Annotated in this window: 19 protein-coding genes; 17 read left to right on the top strand and 2 right to left on the bottom strand. The window is 38.8% G+C overall.

What is annotated here, in order from left to right; all coding sequences use genetic code 11:
* Window positions 1-246: 246 nt before the first annotated feature.
* The 9 genes from pyrC (at window position 247) to AC5NT5_RS10430 (ending at window position 9,088) form a co-directional block, all read left to right on the top strand.
* Complete coding sequence (gene pyrC, locus AC5NT5_RS10470; protein ID WP_494512845.1) at window positions 247-1,299, top strand: dihydroorotase; 1,053 nt, start codon at window positions 247-249, stop codon at window positions 1,297-1,299.
* Between the two features lie 438 nt (window positions 1,300-1,737).
* Entirely contained in the window at window positions 1,738-1,941 is a 204-nt protein-coding gene (locus tag AC5NT5_RS10465) for a cold-shock protein (RefSeq protein WP_002961702.1), read from the top strand.
* A gap of 1,069 nt (window positions 1,942-3,010) precedes the next feature.
* Window positions 3,011-3,781 carry a DUF3450 domain-containing protein gene (locus AC5NT5_RS10460; RefSeq protein WP_024590812.1) on the top strand — a complete coding sequence of 257 codons (771 nt, stop codon included), beginning with the start codon at window positions 3,011-3,013 and terminating at the stop codon, window positions 3,779-3,781.
* A 6-nt stretch (window positions 3,782-3,787) separates the two neighbouring features.
* A complete protein-coding gene (locus tag AC5NT5_RS10455; RefSeq protein WP_494512846.1) occupies window positions 3,788-5,152 on the top strand; it encodes a MotA/TolQ/ExbB proton channel family protein in 1,365 nt (454 codons plus the stop codon).
* Window positions 5,152-5,676, top strand: a complete 525-nt coding sequence (locus tag AC5NT5_RS10450; RefSeq protein ID WP_002961709.1) for a MotA/TolQ/ExbB proton channel family protein — start codon at window positions 5,152-5,154, stop codon at window positions 5,674-5,676. The genes AC5NT5_RS10455 and AC5NT5_RS10450 overlap by 1 nt, the downstream gene beginning before the upstream one ends.
* Before the next feature lie 14 nt (window positions 5,677-5,690).
* Entirely contained in the window at window positions 5,691-6,095 is a 405-nt protein-coding gene (locus AC5NT5_RS10445) for an ExbD/TolR family protein (protein ID WP_002961710.1), read from the top strand.
* Complete coding sequence (locus AC5NT5_RS10440) at window positions 6,095-6,712, top strand: energy transducer TonB (RefSeq protein ID WP_007583869.1); 618 nt, start codon at window positions 6,095-6,097, stop codon at window positions 6,710-6,712. Before AC5NT5_RS10445 ends, AC5NT5_RS10440 begins: the two co-directional genes overlap by 1 nt.
* 11 nt (window positions 6,713-6,723) lie before the next feature.
* Window positions 6,724-7,983: a tetratricopeptide repeat protein gene (locus AC5NT5_RS10435; protein ID WP_002961712.1), complete on the top strand. Its 1,260-nt coding sequence runs from the start codon at window positions 6,724-6,726 to the stop codon at window positions 7,981-7,983.
* A 61-nt stretch (window positions 7,984-8,044) separates the two neighbouring features.
* Window positions 8,045-9,088, top strand: a complete 1,044-nt coding sequence (locus AC5NT5_RS10430; RefSeq protein ID WP_494512847.1) for a DUF885 domain-containing protein — start codon at window positions 8,045-8,047, stop codon at window positions 9,086-9,088.
* A gap of 16 nt (window positions 9,089-9,104) precedes the next feature.
* Here AC5NT5_RS10430 and AC5NT5_RS10425 read toward each other — a convergent pair whose 3' ends face one another.
* Both AC5NT5_RS10425 and AC5NT5_RS10420 read right to left on the bottom strand, forming a co-directional pair.
* A complete protein-coding gene (locus tag AC5NT5_RS10425; RefSeq protein ID WP_002961716.1) occupies window positions 9,105-9,431 on the bottom strand; it encodes a TraR/DksA family transcriptional regulator in 327 nt (108 codons plus the stop codon).
* Window positions 9,432-9,492: 61 nt separating this feature from the next.
* The gene (locus AC5NT5_RS10420) at window positions 9,493-10,473 is read right to left on the bottom strand and encodes a tRNA-dihydrouridine synthase (protein ID WP_002961717.1); all 981 of its coding nucleotides are present in this window, start codon (window positions 10,471-10,473) and stop codon (window positions 9,493-9,495) included.
* Between the two features lie 226 nt (window positions 10,474-10,699).
* Here AC5NT5_RS10420 and AC5NT5_RS10415 point away from each other — a divergent pair, with 226 nt between their 5' ends.
* From AC5NT5_RS10415 to recR, 8 genes are all read left to right on the top strand, one after another.
* Window positions 10,700-11,197, top strand: a complete 498-nt coding sequence (locus tag AC5NT5_RS10415; protein WP_272450451.1) for an HvfA family oxazolone/thioamide-modified RiPP metallophore — start codon at window positions 10,700-10,702, stop codon at window positions 11,195-11,197.
* A gap of 67 nt (window positions 11,198-11,264) precedes the next feature.
* The gene (locus AC5NT5_RS10410; protein WP_494512848.1) at window positions 11,265-12,122 is read left to right on the top strand and encodes an HvfB family MNIO-type RiPP peptide maturase; all 858 of its coding nucleotides are present in this window, start codon (window positions 11,265-11,267) and stop codon (window positions 12,120-12,122) included.
* A gap of 36 nt (window positions 12,123-12,158) precedes the next feature.
* Window positions 12,159-12,911 (top strand): HvfC family RiPP maturation protein, encoded by a 753-nt coding sequence (locus tag AC5NT5_RS10405; protein WP_494512849.1) that lies wholly within the window; start codon window positions 12,159-12,161, stop codon window positions 12,909-12,911.
* Window positions 12,912-12,983: 72 nt separating this feature from the next.
* The gene (locus AC5NT5_RS10400) at window positions 12,984-13,106 is read left to right on the top strand and encodes a hypothetical protein (RefSeq protein ID WP_002962301.1); all 123 of its coding nucleotides are present in this window, start codon (window positions 12,984-12,986) and stop codon (window positions 13,104-13,106) included.
* Window positions 13,107-13,277: 171 nt separating this feature from the next.
* Window positions 13,278-13,823: an adenine phosphoribosyltransferase gene (gene apt, locus AC5NT5_RS10395; protein WP_002962303.1), complete on the top strand. Its 546-nt coding sequence runs from the start codon at window positions 13,278-13,280 to the stop codon at window positions 13,821-13,823.
* A gap of 3 nt (window positions 13,824-13,826) precedes the next feature.
* Window positions 13,827-16,352, top strand: coding sequence for a DNA polymerase III subunit gamma/tau (gene dnaX, locus AC5NT5_RS10390; protein ID WP_494512850.1), 2,526 nt, complete (start codon window positions 13,827-13,829; stop codon window positions 16,350-16,352).
* 60 nt (window positions 16,353-16,412) lie between these two features.
* Window positions 16,413-16,739: a YbaB/EbfC family nucleoid-associated protein gene (locus AC5NT5_RS10385; protein WP_002962306.1), complete on the top strand. Its 327-nt coding sequence runs from the start codon at window positions 16,413-16,415 to the stop codon at window positions 16,737-16,739.
* A gap of 7 nt (window positions 16,740-16,746) precedes the next feature.
* A complete protein-coding gene (recR, locus tag AC5NT5_RS10380; RefSeq protein WP_182756146.1) occupies window positions 16,747-17,355 on the top strand; it encodes a recombination mediator RecR in 609 nt (202 codons plus the stop codon).
* Window positions 17,356-17,358 lie beyond the last annotated feature (3 nt).

Below are 17,358 nucleotides of genomic sequence, written 5' to 3'. Positions count from 1 at the left end.
TAACCTAATCTTGGGTTTTTGTACAAATTAAAGCGATGAGTGGTTTCATAGACTGTAAAGTTTTAATATAGCGAGTTTTAATTAATCATAAATCATTACAATAAGCTAATAACATTGAATTTGCTCATTGTGCTTTAAATAGTACCTCAGTAATTTTATCCATATAAAAACTTTATTTTTAATAAAATCTTTACTCGAAAACATCATATGCCTATGATCGGATAAATTCAGCCGTGGAACAAAGTAATGACAAGTAATAATACAAACTCTGTAACAACCCTTACTATCACTCGCCCTGATGACTGGCATGTACATTTACGTGATGGTGACCAGTTAAAAGACACTGTACGCGATATTAGCAGATATATGGGCCGCGCTATTGTTATGCCAAACCTTGTTCCGCCAGCAACGTGCACAGATACGGCATTGTCGTACAGAGAACGCATTATGTCTGCAAATCCACAAGGCAACTTTGAGCCATTAATGGTTTTGTATCTCACGGATAAAACTACACCAGATGAAATAATAAAAGCTAAAGCGACAGGTAAAATAGTAGCAGCTAAGCTTTACCCTGCTGGCGCTACCACTAATTCTGACTCGGGTGTTACATCAGTAAAAAATATTTATCCAGTTTTAAAAGCAATGCAAGAAGTAGGCATGTTGCTGTTAGTGCATGGGGAAGTGACAGATTCGTCGATTGATATTTTTGACCGTGAAAAAGTATTTCTGGATACAATTTTAGGAGATGTAGTAAATGACTTTCCTGAGCTTAAAATTGTACTCGAGCATATTACGACTAAAGATGCAGTAGAGTTTGTAGTTAATGCACCTAGCAATGTAGCGGCAACAATTACAGCGCATCACTTGCTTTATAACCGCAATCATATGTTAGCGGGTGGAATTCGCCCACATTATTACTGTTTGCCAATTCTCAAGCGTAACATTCACCAGCAAGCATTAATGGCTGCAGCAATAAGTGGAAATAAAAAATTCTTCTTAGGAACTGACTCTGCACCACATTATAAAGATAAAAAAGAAGCAGCTTGTGGGTGTGCTGGTGCATACACGGCTCATGCCGCTATTGAATTATATGCTGAAGCATTTGAGGATGCAGGAGCTTTGGACATGCTTGAAGGGTTTGCAAGCCACTTTGGCCCTGATTTTTACGAATTGCCGCGTAATACAGATACAATTACATTACAAAGAAAGCCGTGGAAAGTACCTGCAAGTTATACATTGGGCAACTCTGAAGTTGTGCCTATAAAGGCTGAAAATACAATGGATTGGTCTGTCGAATAACTAATAATATATTTAAATCTAAAGCCGCTTAATTTTTAATGCGGCTTTTTTGTTTGTGCTTTTGATATTATTGAAGCGTAATTCGACGACAGGGTGGTTGTAGGTGGCTTTTGATCTCGCTTACAGCAATAAATATTACAATAATACTTATAGTTTTTTGCTTGTAAATTAGTCAGTTAAAGGCGATTTAAAACAAATTTATATTTTTAAGAAATAATTCCTAATTAATAGAGCGAAAAAAAATATAATGTGTTAATCTTACCTTGCTTTGAGTTTTTATGTATTGAATTTACGGATATTGTGCTGCGTTTAAGGTTACCGGTTAGGTTATTACTTGTTCCTGTACTGTACCTCCATATTTTTGAGCATTGACTCAGGGAGGATATTGCCATAATAATATGGCTGAATTTTAATTATTGACTTACAGGAAAATTTAGTATGTCGGTTACTGGTAAAGTAAAGTTTTTCAACGAAGCTAAAGGCTTTGGTTTCATTGAACAAGAAAATGGTCCTGACGTGTTTGTACATTTCAGCGCAATCACTGGTTCTGGTTTTCGCACTCTTAGCGAAGGTCAAGCAGTGACATTCAGCATCAAACAAGGTCAAAAAGGCCCTGAAGCTGAGAACGTAGAAGCAGCATAATTTATTATGTGAACTCTAGTTCATCTTGGTGAAGCAGATTTCTGTTTCACCATAATTCCCCTTACTTAAATCTATTTATTTCATACCTCAAATTCTCCTTTTTTTAAACTTAAAAAACTACTCAAACATTCTATCTTTGCAAAGCTAAACAACTAATAATCTAACGGACAAAACAATCCTCTAATACTTTTAAAAACCATTCATGAGAATTTATTCAATAGGCCTGATACCAGCTTAAATAAAATTGATGCTCAATATCAATCCATGCAAATTCTGTTTCAAGCTTACTCTGTGTGACGAAGGCTACTCATTGATAAGGGCTTCTAGGTGCTTCTATTACTTTATTATGTGAACGTAAAGCTTCATTTATAGTGTATTACTAATAAAGTAGGGTAACTCTTCATGATTAACTTAATTACTGAATTAACCTTAACGTTAAAATAGTATTAAAGAATACTTTAAAGCGGTAAATACAACCTGTTTAATTATCAAAAGCTTTTATGCTGATAAAAGAAATGCATTGTTGAGTTTATTATTACTATTTATGGAAAAACACGTTTTAAAATAGCTTTAAAAGTAACGTATATAAAGCGTGAGTATCCGATATTAAATATTATCCAGTGTTGTTTTTTTGTGCGACAAATGGTTTGTTTTTTCAGATGAAGTGTAACTGAGGTGATAAAACACGATAAAATCGTGTAAAAAATAACTTTTGTTATATCAATTTATATTTTTTTTAGTTTTTTTTCAGTGCGAATTCAGCTTTAGCTAAATGTTGCAATAATGTTGTTTTATGTCAGTGCAATGCGAATAAATACACCCCTTAAAAGGCTTTAATAGAAATATTAAGAAAAAGCTTCGTTGCAATAATGTTAACTGTTGTGGGCTGGTACTTTCGTTTAAGCATTAACTTAGCTATTTATTTACTGAGATTAGTAAACATCAAGTTGACAGCGCTAATTGCATTTAGCATTATTGGAAGGTTGATATCTATTAAAAGATATCAGGGTTGTTCTCCTCGGAGGATAATTAAATTATAAAAGTAACATTACTTAATTGGTTGGGAACTATGTCTGTTAAAATCAGAAAGAGTCTTGTAGCAACTGCGTTGGTTGGCGCATTTGCATTTGCAAGCAGCAATGTGATTGCAGATCCTTTGAATGACGTGCAAAAAGCAGGTCAACAAATTCAAAAGGCTGCGGTTAAGTCTCAAACTAAAATTGACAATGTATATGGTCAAACTCAGGAGCTAATCGCTGAGTACCGTAGCGTTGTTGATGAGACTGAACTTATGAAAGTGTATAACGATCACGTGTCGCGCTTGGTTGATAGCCAAAACGCTTCAATTGAATCGTTTGATCGTCAAATCGCGACTATTGATAACACTAAACAAAACGTTGTGCCTTTGATGTATCGCATGATCGATACGCTTGAGCAATTCATCAAAGCGGACGTTCCATTTAATCTTGAAACGCGTTTAGGACGTGTAGAAAGACTACGTGAGATCATGGTTTCTGCGTCTGTAACGACGTCTGAAAAATTCCGTCAAGTACTTGAAGCTTACACTATTGAAACAGCATACAGCTCTCTTGTATCTGCTTCACAAGGTACTCTAGAAGTTGATGGTAAAAGCATTAACGTTGATATCGGTCAGTTAGGTCGTATCACTTACGTTGCTCAGTCTTTTGACTTGAAACATGCTTGGGTGTGGGATAACAACACTAAACAGTGGAAAGAATTAGGTGAAGAATACCTAAAACCTGTTAAAGAAGTTATTCGTATGGCGCGTAAGCAAGCGACATTAGAACTTGTTAAACTACCTATCTTTGGCGCGGAGTAATCAATAATGAAGAAACTATTTAAAGGTTTTGCTGTTGCAGCAGTACTAACTGTTTCTGCAGGTACCGCGCTTAATGCACATGCAAATACTGGAGCTCTAGATAAAATTCTTGAGCAAGTAAAGCAAGAGCGTATCTCTGAAGGTAAAATCAATAAGCAACGTGAGCAAGAGTTCTTATCAGAACGTGCTGACAAGCAAGCATTACTTAACAAAGCTAAAAGCCAACTTGCTTCTGAGAAGTCTCGTGGTGAAAGCTTAGCTAAGCAATATGCACAAAACGAAAATACGCTAGCTGAAAAAGAAGCAGCTCTTCAAAGTGCCCAAGGTACTTTAGGTGAGATGTTTGGTGTTGTACGTCGTGCAGCTCAAGATGCTATCGGTTCTATCGAAGCGTCACTAGTTAGTGCTGAAAAACCAGGTCGTGCTGAAATCTTACGTTCGTTAGCAGCTGCTAAAGAACTTCCTACAGTTCGCGAACTTGAAGAACTTTGGATTTCACTTCAAACTGAAATGACAGAATCAGCTAAAGTTTCAACTTTTGAAACTGAAGTTGCTGGTCTTGACGGTAACCCGTCAATGAAAAAAGTAACACGTATCGGTAACTTTAACTTAGTTACAGACGATGGTTACTTAATTTATTCACCAGAGACTAAGTCTATCCAGCCTCTAGGTAAGCAACCAGACGGTTATATCTTAGACGGTATCACGGCTCTAGAAAATACATCACCAGATAACTACGCTGGTGTTTACATAGATCCGACTCGTGGTGCTATCTTACGTATCAACACTCAAAAAGCGACCCTTATGGAATACTTCCATCAAGGTGGCGTAGTTGGTTATATCATCACGGCTTTACTTGGCCTAGGTATGCTAATTACTCTAATCCGCTTTGTTGACCTTACACTTACTACTAGTAAGATTAAGAACCAGCTTAAAAATGTTGCTACACCGAATACAAATAACCCACTGGGTCGTATTCTTAAAGTGTACCATGACAACAAGAACCAAGATGTTGAAAACCTTGAGCTTAAACTTGATGAAGCGATTCTACGTGAAACGCCACGCATTGAAGCTGGTATCAATATAATTAAGATTCTTGCTGCAATCGCACCGTTACTAGGTCTACTAGGTACAGTAATCGGTATGATCTTAACGTTCCAAACAATCACATTGTTCGGTACGGGTGATCCGAAGATCATGGCAGGTAACATCTCTCTAGCACTTGTAACTACAGCGCTAGGTCTAATTGCTGCATTACCACTAATTCTACTTCATGCTCTTGTAGCTGGTCGTAGTAAGTCGGTATTACACATCCTTGATGAGCAAAGCGCGGGTATCGTTGCTACTCACGCGGAGAAGGAGAAAGCCTAATGCTAGTCCTGATGGAGATATGGGAATCTATCAGGGATTTTGTTGGCACAGGCGGCCAGGTTTTATACGTGGTCGCGATAGCACTCTTTCTTATGTGGGTTTTAATGATTGAGCGCTATTGGTTCCTACTTGCAGAATTTCCTCGCACAGCGAAAGAAATTGTAGCAAAGTGGGATGCCCGCCAAGACACTACGTCTTGGTACGCACACAGAATCCGTGAAGCATGGATTTCTGAAGCGTCTGAAAAATTAGATCAGCGTATGTTGTTGATTAAGACATTAGTAGCTGTTTGTCCTTTAATAGGCTTACTTGGTACTGTTACTGGTATGATCTCGGTTTTTGAAACCATGGCCAACCAGGGTACGGGTAACGCACGTTTAATGGCATCAGGTATTTCAATGGCAACAATCCCAACAATGGCTGGAATGGTTGCGGCATTATCTGGAGTATTTTTTAGCTCACGTCTTGAGACAAAAGCTAAAATGGTGAAAGCCAAACTTATTGATAGTATGCCTCATCACTAGAGAGAGAATTAAATATGGCACGTAAACAACGTTTTCGTGAAGAAGAAGAAGCAGCGGTTGATATGACGCCAATGCTTGACATCGTATTTATCATGCTTATTTTCTTTATCGTAACTACATCGTTCGTTAAAGAGGCTGGTATCGAGGTCAATAAACCTAAAGCGGCTCAAGCTACTAAGCAAAAAAATGCTAACATTTTTATTGCTATTCGTAGTAACGGCGAGATCTGGATTGATAAACAGCAGGTTGATGTTGAACGTATTTCAGCAAAAATCGAAAGTTTATTAGCAGAACAACCTACTGAAGTTGTAATTTTGCAAGCTGATAAAGAAGCAAAACACGGCGTAGTGGTTAAAGTTATGGACCAGATTAAAGCGACGGGTGATAACCTGAGAATTTCAATAGCTGGAGATCAGTAATGATTCGTTTTCTGTTTTCACTGATTGCAGGTGGGGCAGTTACTTTCGGCTTGTTCTACTTCATGGCATTCCTCATCTCTGGTGGGGCTGACCGTAATACGGAACAAAAAGAGCAGATCATAGTCGAAATAATGACGAATCCGCCTGAATCTAAGGTGCAGGAGAGGAAGCGTGTACCGCCTCCTCCTCCGCCACCGCCAAAGCAGCCGCCTAAACCGCAGCCGCCACAGCCGGAAAATAATAATCCAAATCCTGGTGCTATGTCATTTAATATGGGAAGCATTGATGTTGGTAGTTCGGCAGGTGGACTAAGTGGTCCTGGTGCATTTGGACGAGATGGTGATGCGACACCTATCGTTCGTATAGAACCAAAATATCCAACGCAAGCAGCACGTGATGGTAAAGAAGGTTGGGTTCAACTTTCATTCACAATTGATGAGCTAGGTGGAGTAACTGACGTTGAAGTAATTGACGCAGATCCTAAACGTATCTTTGACCGTGAAGCTAAACGTGCACTGCGTAAGTGGAAGTACCGTCCTAAGATCATTGACGGAAAACCACAGAAACAACCAGGTTTACAAGTTCAATTAGACTTTAAACTTAACCAAGGCAACTAAGGAGGCGAGTAATGAGAAATTTTTCTAAAGTAACTGCTCTTGCAATTCTTATGTCTGTGTCAGGTGCTACTTTAAGTGCATCTGTTTTAGCAGCGCCGGATTACGCAAAGATTGAAGAGCGTAAAAAAGCAAAAACTAAAATCATGGGCGAGCGTACTGGTAAAAAAGTAATTAAAGCATTTGATTTGTACAACGAAGAAAAAGTTGATGAAGCAATTGTTTTGCTTAGAGAAATCGAGCCTTCGAATGACTTTGATAAAGCGACCGTAAATCGTTACCTAGGTAGCATGTACGCTCAAAAAGAAAAGTATGACGAAGCGATCAAATACTCTAAGCAAGCCGTTGCACCTGATGTTTTAAACTTTGCTGATCAAGAACAAACTCTTAAGTTGTTAGGTGACTTATACGCTGGTACAGAAAAGTTCCAAGAAGCTAAAAAAGCATATGTAGCTTGGATGGACTTTACCGGTGAAGAGGACCCTACGGTTTATACACGTATTGCTCAAGCTAACTATCAGTTAGAGCAATACCGTGATGTTTTTGAACCAGCAGATAAGGCAATAAAACTTCAAAAAGAGCCTAACAAAGGCCCTTACCAATTAAAACTTGGCGCATACTTTGAGCTTAAAGATTATGCAAACATGGTTAAAATTGGCGAAGAAATTGTTCGTGTATGGCCTGATGATAAAAAAGCTTGGGTTAGCTTAGGTAAGTATTACCTACAAACTGAAGATTATTCTAAAGGTTTAGCAACTATGGAAGTTGCATACAAGAATGGTTACTTTGAAAATGAAGTTGAGTATAAAGTCTTATCTAACTTTTACTCTCTAAATGAGATCCCTTATAAAGCAGCTGTAACGCTAGAAAAGGCCATTAAGAGTGAAAAAGTAGAACGTACAAAGCAGAATGTTAGCGCGATTGCGAGTAATTACCATCGTTCTAAAGATTTAGAAAAAGCTGCTAAGTACTACGAAGATGCTGCTAAATTTGATGACGACGCTGAGCTTTACCGCAAAGCAGGTTCATTACTTTTACAATCTGAAAAATTCAGTGCTGCTATTGTTCGCTTGAACAAAGCATTAGAGCTTGGCTCTGACAAAAAAGGCACAATTTATTCAGATTTAGCTGAAGCGTATTACTACCAAGGTAAGTATAAGCAAGCATATGCTGCAATTACTAAAGCTATGGATGACCCTCGCACACGTAAGTTTGCAAAAGGTTGGTCTACATATATTAAAGATAAAGCCGCTCGCAACGGTGTTAAAATTTAATTTTAATTAGCTTAAGCAACTTATAAAAAGCCCCTCTGGGGCTTTTTTTATTGGAACTACTATGTATAAAAAGCTCTTTTTATCATCACTACTGTGCCTATTTTTAGCTGCATGTTCAAAGCAGCCTCAACCTTATGAGTCTTTTGAGGACGCACAAGTCGCTTTAAAAGCTTTAAACATGGCGCTTGTACAAACAGGTGCTACTAAAGGCAATAACATTGAAAAAGATCAATTGGTTTTCTCTGATGCTTACCTAACAAAACGCCATACTATTTATCAGAGCCTAATGGGTATGGAGCTTAATCTAAATCAAATTGCGCAAGTAAACTATTTGGTAATTGCAGAGCGTTTCCCTGAACGCTACTTTAATTGGCCAGCCCAAGTAAATGTGTTAAAAAACATGCTTGCTTTTGAAGGCTCAAAAAACACACCGGATAATGTTATTACTTGGCTCAAGTTAACCCAAGATACCCTAGACAGTGCTCAACAAAGCAATTTAAAGCTGAACAAGGTTGAACTTACATTGTTACAAAGCTATGTATTAAGTGCGATAGCAAGTAACCATGTTCAACCAGCGCTTAAAAGCCATATAAGAGCTTTTAGCGATTATTTAGCTAGTTATAAGCCAAGAGGAAGTGTGGGTCTAAGAGGTCTGCCAAATGGCACTCAGTGGTATCAGAGCAAACTTAATTACTTTAGTGGCGAAGTACATTCACCGTTAGAATGGGTTACTCTTTTAAACGAAAAAATAAAAGTATTAGATCGTGTTGCATTCGACAGTAAGCTGCCAACTTCTCACCAAAAATCGTTTTTAGTTCAGTATTTATCTGATGAAAAATTAATAGAAGGCTTAGATTGGCAGGCTAACTATCAAGACTTACCTGCAATGGCGAGCGCTATGGATATGTCTAATAAAGATAAAACATTGATGCTTGCGATGATGGAATCAGATATAGGTATTCACTACCATGCGTGGACTTTGCCTCAAGCAAAGGTGAACCTTATAAAGCGCCTACAAATGAGTCCAGAAGAGGCCCAGTACTTGGTTGAAGATATAATTCTCTACCCAGGGCAATCATTTAGCTTTATACAACACATTATATAATGATTTGAAAGTGCGCTTATTGTGCGCACTTTGTACACCGTTGAGTTGCGGGGTCTAGTTCAAGTGACTCAGCTGATATTTTTTCTTCACAATCACAGCAGTAGCCATACTGGCCAATTTCTATTTGACTTAGTGCGGCTTCTAGTTTGGTCATACGACTAATTAAAAGTGCATACTCAGGGCCTAACTTCTCTGCTGCGCAGTCTAACCATTCATTATTTGCTGTATCAGCTAAAATTTGTATTAAATGGTGATGTGCAGGGTAAGCTGATTTAGAAAGCATGGTTAATATATTTAATTTAACTTGTGCTATTTCATCGTTAAGTCTTTTTTGATGATGCATTATCAGTACAACCTTATTAAATGGGCTTTACGTTATACTGATATTATCTAGAGTCTTTAAGTTAGTCGTTATGATTTGAATCAAGTTGCGGTGCTTTGGCATATTTATTTAATACGCTCGCCACATCTTCTTTACTTTTTAAACGTCTGATTTCGTCAAACAAATCGATAGCTTGTGGGTACTGGCGTTTTAGATAACCAAGCCATTGCTTAGTACGTGAAGCAAAGTATTTTTCATCCTTCGCGGGGTCTTGATGAATAGCTGAGTGAATTAAGTGATAAATAATATGCTCCCACTCAAGGCCATCATATTGCTCATTATTTACATGAGCTTTAATTTTTTTTGCTAAATCAGGGTGCGAAAGGGCGCCACGACCAAGCATTAAATCAGTGCACCCACTTCGTTTTTGACAAAGCATTGCGTCCTCTACTTGCCAAATTTCACCATTGGCAACAACGGCAATATTCTTACCTTTTATTATTGGTGGAATTTTTTCCCAATAAGCTGGCGGGTTATAACCATCTCGTTTGGTTCTGGCGTGAATAGCTACACTATTTGCACCTGCACTTACCACAGCATCAACAATTTCTTGGCTGTTACTGTCATCATCAAAGCCTAAGCGAATTTTTGCACTTACTTCATGTTCATCATCTACAGCATCTCGGACTGCTTTAATAATCGTATACATATGGTCAGGGTCTTTAAGCAGTACAGCCCCCCCTCGGCTACGATTAACTGTTTTTGCTGGGCAACCAAAATTTAGGTCGACCCCATGGGACCCTAATGCGATTGCTCTTATTGCATTTTCGGCTAACGGATTTGCTTCTTGACCGAGTAATTGAACACGCACAGGAGTACCTGCTCGTGTAAATCCATTATTATGTAGTTCAGGGCAAAATCGATGAAAAACTTTGTCAGGTAAGCATGTTTCAACCACTCTTACAAACTCTGTAACGCACAAATCGAACCCACCAATGTCTGTGAGTAATTGGCGCATTTTAAAATCAACGACACCTTCCATAGGTGCTAAAACAAGTTTCATAAAGAGATTAATTTTGATAAAAAACTGGAGGCATAGTTTACCTGTAAATCACACATTGATAAATCTGTAATTACCGCCCATATTTGATGTATAAATTGCAAAAGTAAATATTATGAAAATAAATGAAAGTTTTTATTTTTGTACGGGTCTACTTAAGCATACAAGCAATTTAAAAATACATTTTTATTGCTAAGATTTACAATCCTTGATTAAAGAGAGTCATAAAATGAATACAGTTAAAAAAAATACAATCGCGTTAACTTTAGGTGCAGTAGTAGTTGGCTCTGCAAGTTTTGTATCTGCAGATGTACAAGCTAACCCATTTGAGTTTCAACAACTAGTAACAGGTTACCAATTAGATGCTGCAGAAGGTAAGTGCGGTGAAGGTAAATGTGGCGGTGACGCAAAAGGTAAAAAAGAAGGTAAATGCGGCGAAGGCAAATGTGGCGGCGACGCAAAAGATAAAAAAGAAGGCAAATGCGGCGAAGGCAAATGTGGCGGCGATGCAAAAGGTAAAAAAGAAGGTAAATGCGGCGAAGGCAAATGTGGTGGCGACGCAAAAGATAAAAAAGAAGGTAAATGCGGCGAAGGTAAGTGTGGCGGCGATGCAAAAGACGCAAAAGCTAAAACAGAAGGCAAATGTGGTGAAGGTAAATGTGGCGGCGACGCTAAAAAAACTAAAAAAGAAGGTAAGTGCGGCGAAGGTAAATGTGGTGGCCGTTAATATCTTATTCTAAATAAGTTATGCTAAAAGGGCCCTAAGGCCCTTTTTTGTTAAGTTAGAGGTAGTTATGATACAAACTCAAAGTAAAGATTTTGGGATGGTGGGCCTTGGCCTACGACGAGAAATGCTTGATGAGCTGCTTGAGCATGTACCTAATCAAGTAGACTTTTTAGAAGTTGCGCCAGAGAACTGGTTAAAACTGGGTGGACGCTTTAAAAAGCAATTTAAAACATTAACCGATGCTAATAATTTTGTGTGTCATGGATTATCACTGTCTATCGGTTCTCCCGAACCTCTTGATGTTGAATTTGTTAAGTCTTTAAAAGTGTTTTTTGAAGAGCACAATATAAAAATTTTTAGTGAGCACTTAAGTTACTGCTCCGGTAAAGGGCATATGTATGACTTAATGCCCATTCCATTTACACAAGATGCAATAGCACATGTTGTTCCTCGTATTAAACAAGTTCAAGACATACTAGAGCAGCAAATTGTGATAGAAAATGTTTCCTATTATGGCGCTCCTGGACAGCAATTATCAGAACTTGAATTTACGAATATTATTTTAGAGCAAGCTGACTGCAAGCTTTTACTTGATGTGAATAACATTTATGTTAATTCGATAAATCATGGCTACAACGCGCAAGCATTTTTAACTGGGTTACCCTCTAATCGTATAGCCTATGGGCATGTTGCTGGCCATTATAATGAGGCTGATGACTTAATTGTTGATACACATGGCGCTGATGTGATTGATCCTGTCTGGGATCTACTCGATAAAGCATACGAAGTGCATGGCGTATTTCCAACCTTGCTTGAGCGCGATTTTAATATTCCTACCATGAATGTTTTAACCAAAGAGTTAGATATAATTCATGATCTACAGGCTAAACACTTTGATTCAACAGTTTCAAAACAACGAGCTTAATATAAGCCTTTATCAACATTAAAAGAGTGCCTAGTTATGAGCTTTATTGAAATACAAAACGAATTTATGGCGCATATTCGCGAGCCTCAAAAAAATAAAAAGCCTAGCGGTATCGAAGACAGGCGTATGGCTATTTATCGCGACCTATTTTTTAATAACATTGAAGGTTTTATATCATCAGGTTTTCCGGTATTAAAAACGTTATATACCCAGAAGCAATGGCAAGCCCTCGTACGCCAGTTTTTTAGCGAATATGATTGTCATTCGCCGTACTTTTTAGACATAGCAGGTGAGTTTATTAATTACTTATCAAGTGATTATAAAATGAAAAAATACGATCCCGTGTTTATGCTTGAGCTTGCCCATTATGAATGGGTAGAGCTAGATGTATCCATTGCACACGAAGATGAGCAAGAGAAAAAATTACAAACAACAGCGCTCACTAGTTCAGCTTTATATTTATCGAAAACGGCAAGAAATTTAAGTTATCAATTTCCGGTTCAAAATATTAGCAATCGCTTTAAACCAAAAGAGCCATCACCTCAGCCTAATTATTTTGTTGTATATAGAGATGAAGATGATGACGTTCAATTTCTGGCTATGAATGCGATGACAGCTTTGCTATTGTCAATCATAGAGGCAAGCGTAGGCGCGACATTTGACAACGTCTGCCAACAGGTATTAGCTCATGCACCACAATTTAATGCAGAGCAAATTACTCAAGGTGCACTGGTTACTCTTAATGCTATGGTTGAACGAGGGGTAATTGTGACAAAAAATCAAGACTAAGGTCTTTATTGATGATTTTACATCGTCTATTATGGCAGCCTTATTTGCCGTGCTTAATAAAAGGTTGTACCAATGTCAGATGATAAAGACTTTAAAGATCCGTTCAACGCTACTTACTTTCTTGCTTTTTTAGCTGTATTTGCAGGGATTGGTTGTTTAAATGCAATATTAGGCTGGATCACTAGCTTAACGTAAAATGTATAGCGTGTATTAAGGCTGTTGCTAACTTCAGCCTTGAACCACTTTATTTTAATTACCCCGTCCATATTTAATACTTCTTTTATAATAACGCCAAACTCGCAATTAAAGGTTAGTTAAGGTTATAATCACCTGCTTTGTAATATAAACAATTGAGCAGTTAAAATTATGACTCAAGTAACACCAGCAATTATCAAAAACAGCATAACTACAATTGCTGATTATCCAAAAGCGGGCATTATGTTTCGCGATGTAACCACTTTAATGGCAAATCCAGAAGCTTTTAAAGCAACTATTGACGCGTTTATCGCAGAATATAAAGATCAGGGCTTTACTAAAATCATAGGCACAGAATCACGTGGTTTTATTTTTGGTGCGCCATTGTCTTATGCGTTAGGCATTCCGTTTATTCCAGTACGTAAACCAGGTAAGTTACCACGAGAAGTTATTCGCCAAGATTACTTACTTGAGTACGGTGAAGACACGCTAGAACTGCATGTAGATGCAATTGTACCTGGCGACAAAGTATTACTAGTTGATGACTTATTAGCAACTGGTGGCACAATTGAAGCCACTGCTAAGTTAGTTAATAAACTAGGTGGCGAAGCCACAGATGCAGCATTTGTTGTATCACTACCAGAACTTGGTGGCGAGCAGCGCATCAAAAAAATGGGTATTAAAATCCTAAAATTGGTTGAATTCGAAGGCGAGTAATCGATGAGTTATCAGGTTCTAGCGAGAAAATGGCGTCCTCAAACCTTTCATGAATTGGTTGGGCAGTCTCATGTTAAGCAAGCGCTTGTAAATGCGCTTACGCAAAATAGACTGCATCACGCTTATTTATTCACTGGAACCCGCGGTGTAGGTAAAACCACCATTGCACGTATTTTTGCTAAAAGCTTAAATTGCGATGAAGGTATATCTGCAAATCCGTGTGGACAATGTAGCAGCTGTTTGGATATAGAAGCAGGGCGCTACATTGACCTACTCGAAATAGATGCGGCTTCTCGTACAAAAGTAGAAGACACTCGCGAAATACTTGATAACGTTCAATATGCACCAACTCGTGGACGTTATAAAGTATACCTAATCGATGAAGTTCACATGCTTTCTAAGCACAGCTTTAATGCGCTTTTAAAAACGCTTGAAGAGCCACCAGAGCATGTGAAATTTTTATTGGCGACCACCGATCCTCAAAAATTACCAGTTACTATATTATCTCGCTGTCTACAATTTAACTTAAATGCCTTGTCGCAAAGTGAAATTAAAACACAGCTTGAACACGTACTTACTCAAGAGCAGCTTAGCTTTGATACCGATGCACTTAGCATTATTTCAAAAGCCGCTGATGGCAGTATGCGTGATGCACTTAGCTTAACCGACCAAGCTATTGCTCAAACAAATGGTGATATTAATAATCAAGCAGTACAAACAATGCTTGGTTTAATGGATACTCAATATAGCCAAAGCTTGCTTGCAGCATTACTTGCACAAGATGGCGCTGCGTTAATGGATGAGATTGCGCAGGTGGCAAGTCGTAATCCTAATTATGTGGCATTGCTTGATGATTTAATTGCACTTACGCATTTGACACAACTAACCCAGTTAGTACCTGAAGCGGCAGGGCTAGATGAAAAAAATGTAGATTATATTGCTCATGTTGCACAACATACGAGCCCACAACAAATTCAAATTTATTATCAGTTACTGTTAAATGGTAAAAAAGATTTACAATGGGCACCAGAGCCTCGCTTAGGTTTTGAAATGATTATGCTAAGATTATTAGCATTTAAGCCTTCCGATGTGCAACAAACTGTACACACAGCAAACGAAGAGCCAGCCCCAAATAAACAAGGCCGCGCAAATGCACTGCGAGATATATTAAATAAAAATAAAACATCGCAAAACACCGTAGCTGGCCAAAGTAGTGCCCCTGTAAACAATACTAAGCCAGTTAGAAATGCAGAGCAGCCTAAAGCCGTTGAGATAGAGCCTTCAGCTAACGTTGCCGCTCAGTCATCAAATAATGAAGTCGTGCAAAGTAATAATGAGCCTGCCCAAGTTGCAGTAGAGCAACCGGTTCAACAAAGTGAAAACGCTTCAAAGCAACAGGCTTTAGCTAAAGAGCTACCACAAACCAATGTTGTTTCAGATGCTCAAGCCCAGCGACAAAGTGAAGATGAAGCTTATATGCTCCATAGTGATGCTGAACAAACGCTGGCCTCGCAATTTGACGATATAATGAGTAGCGCTGTAGATCAGGGTTTTAACCCTGCACCTACTGCAAACTCAGAGTCTTCACCAGAGCTCTTAACAAATCACAATGCAAGTACGCCAATAGCTGAACAAGAAGCGCAGGCGCAATCTGCCATTGCTCGTATTTTACGTGACAGAAACATATCCGGTGCGGGTAGGTTATCAAACAAGAGTACAAGCACCTCTTCAAATAATGTAGCAGCGCAGCCAAACCAAGCACCCGCTAAAAAGCCAGAACATCACGCAAGAATGCCTAAAGCTCAAAGTGTTCACCAAGATAGTACCGCTGAAAATACAAACGAGCTCAACAGCGTTTCAAGCGTAGCACCTAGCGATCCCCCACCTTGGGTGAATGATAGTGCAGGTGCAAGTGAAAAAAAGCATGAGCTCCCACCAATAGGGAGCGAAAGCCAGGCACATGGTCACGCTAATACAAAACCAGCACGAAAAGTTGATTTTAAAGAAAAACATCAAACAATTACCGAAAATTTAGCGCCAGAGCTACTTGAGCAAATAAATCCTCAAAAAGTACCTGAAGCAGCGCCCGAGGAAATTAGCATTCCCGTGCCTGATGATTTTCAAAGTCCAATTAGTGAAATTAGGTTTGCACACCAACAAGATGAATGGGCTTATTTAATTAAACGTATGGGACTGGGTGGTCGTATGCGCCAATTTGCGTTGCATTCAATATTTACCAAGCAAGGCGACAGTTTACATATAGACGTTGATGAATCACAAAAGCATCTAGATACACCGATGCTTCGCCAAAGATTAGATGCCGCATTGTCGAGTATTTATGAGCATAACGTGTCGTTAAGTATTAATTTTGCTAAGGGAGTTATTGATTCTCCTTATCTTATTCAGCAAAAAATAGATGCAGGACGCCATCAACAAGCAATCGATGTGATCACATCGGATGAAAACATAGTACAGTTTCAGCAAGTATTTAGCGCCGAAATTGACGAAAACAGTATTCAGGCATTGTAATTACTTACAATCGCCCTTATGTTCATGTTAATTAATGTATTAAAAGAAAGAGAGAAAGTTATGTTTAAAGGTGGAATGGGCAACATGATGAAGCAAGCGCAGCAAATGCAAGATCGCATGCAAAAAGCCCAAGACGAAATCGCAACTCTTGAAGTTGTTGGTGAAGCCGGTGCAGGTTTAGTTAAAGTAACTATGCTTGGTAACCACAATGTACGTCGTGTTCAGCTTGATGAAAGCTTGATGGAAGACGACAAAGACATGATTGAAGACTTACTTGCAGCAGCATGTAACGATGCTGTTCGCCGTGTTGCAGAAGAAACACAAGAGCGTATGGGTAAAGTAACTGGCGGTATGCAATTACCACCAGGTATGAAAATGCCGTTTTAAGTAAATAATGCAACTTTCAGATAGTTTAAATCAGCTTATAGAAGCACTGCGCTGTCAACCGGGCATTGGTCCAAAGTCAGCGCAACGTATTGCTTTTCACCTGCTTGAGCGCGACCGAAAGGGAGGCACTCAGCTGGGCAATGCACTCACTAAAGCAATGACCGCCATAGGGCACTGTCAGTCTTGTCGTACTTTTTGCGAACAAGCTCAGTGCGATATTTGTTTAAGTACAAAACGCCAAGTCAGCGGTATATTATGTGTTGTTGAATCGCCGACTGACGTACTTGCCATCGAGCAAACAGGTCAGTATTTAGGTCTATACTTTGTATTAATGGGTCACTTATCGCCAATAGACGGTATTGGTCCTAAAGAGATTGGCTTAGATGTTTTAGAGCAAAAGCTTGCTCAAGGCGATATTAATGAGGTTATTTTAGCGACTAACCCTACCGTTGAAGGCGATACTACCGCACATTATATTGCTCAGCTTTGTCATAAATACAAAGTAGGCGCTTCACGTATTGCCCATGGTATTCCTGTGGGAGGTGAGCTTGATTTAGTAGATGGTAGAACACTTATGCATGCCTTTAGCGGCAGGCGCCTAGTTACTCAAGACTAGCTC

This window comes from Pseudoalteromonas sp. J2K-J599 (assembly GCF_059295115.2).
This window is presented reverse-complemented; position numbering and strand designations above follow the sequence as displayed.

What these genes read in the sequence shown, in the direction of transcription:
- pyrC (WP_494512845.1), top strand. Translation starts at nt 247, where the DNA reads ATGACAAGTAATAATACAAACTCTGTAACAACCCTTACTATCACTCGC.
- AC5NT5_RS10465 (WP_002961702.1), top strand. Translation starts at nt 1,738, where the DNA reads ATGTCGGTTACTGGTAAAGTAAAGTTTTTCAACGAAGCTAAAGGCTTT.
- AC5NT5_RS10460 (WP_024590812.1), top strand. Translation starts at nt 3,011, where the DNA reads ATGTCTGTTAAAATCAGAAAGAGTCTTGTAGCAACTGCGTTGGTTGGC.
- AC5NT5_RS10455 (WP_494512846.1), top strand. Translation starts at nt 3,788, where the DNA reads ATGAAGAAACTATTTAAAGGTTTTGCTGTTGCAGCAGTACTAACTGTT.
- AC5NT5_RS10450 (WP_002961709.1), top strand. Translation starts at nt 5,152, where the DNA reads ATGCTAGTCCTGATGGAGATATGGGAATCTATCAGGGATTTTGTTGGC.
- AC5NT5_RS10445 (WP_002961710.1), top strand. Translation starts at nt 5,691, where the DNA reads ATGGCACGTAAACAACGTTTTCGTGAAGAAGAAGAAGCAGCGGTTGAT.
- AC5NT5_RS10440 (WP_007583869.1), top strand. Translation starts at nt 6,095, where the DNA reads ATGATTCGTTTTCTGTTTTCACTGATTGCAGGTGGGGCAGTTACTTTC.
- AC5NT5_RS10435 (WP_002961712.1), top strand. Translation starts at nt 6,724, where the DNA reads ATGAGAAATTTTTCTAAAGTAACTGCTCTTGCAATTCTTATGTCTGTG.
- AC5NT5_RS10430 (WP_494512847.1), top strand. Translation starts at nt 8,045, where the DNA reads ATGTATAAAAAGCTCTTTTTATCATCACTACTGTGCCTATTTTTAGCT.
- AC5NT5_RS10425 (WP_002961716.1), bottom strand. Translation starts at nt 9,431, where the DNA reads ATGCATCATCAAAAAAGACTTAACGATGAAATAGCACAAGTTAAATTA.
- AC5NT5_RS10420 (WP_002961717.1), bottom strand. Translation starts at nt 10,473, where the DNA reads ATGAAACTTGTTTTAGCACCTATGGAAGGTGTCGTTGATTTTAAAATG.
- AC5NT5_RS10415 (WP_272450451.1), top strand. Translation starts at nt 10,700, where the DNA reads ATGAATACAGTTAAAAAAAATACAATCGCGTTAACTTTAGGTGCAGTA.
- AC5NT5_RS10410 (WP_494512848.1), top strand. Translation starts at nt 11,265, where the DNA reads ATGATACAAACTCAAAGTAAAGATTTTGGGATGGTGGGCCTTGGCCTA.
- AC5NT5_RS10405 (WP_494512849.1), top strand. Translation starts at nt 12,159, where the DNA reads ATGAGCTTTATTGAAATACAAAACGAATTTATGGCGCATATTCGCGAG.
- AC5NT5_RS10400 (WP_002962301.1), top strand. Translation starts at nt 12,984, where the DNA reads ATGTCAGATGATAAAGACTTTAAAGATCCGTTCAACGCTACTTACTTT.
- apt (WP_002962303.1), top strand. Translation starts at nt 13,278, where the DNA reads ATGACTCAAGTAACACCAGCAATTATCAAAAACAGCATAACTACAATT.
- dnaX (WP_494512850.1), top strand. Translation starts at nt 13,827, where the DNA reads ATGAGTTATCAGGTTCTAGCGAGAAAATGGCGTCCTCAAACCTTTCAT.
- AC5NT5_RS10385 (WP_002962306.1), top strand. Translation starts at nt 16,413, where the DNA reads ATGTTTAAAGGTGGAATGGGCAACATGATGAAGCAAGCGCAGCAAATG.
- recR (WP_182756146.1), top strand. Translation starts at nt 16,747, where the DNA reads ATGCAACTTTCAGATAGTTTAAATCAGCTTATAGAAGCACTGCGCTGT.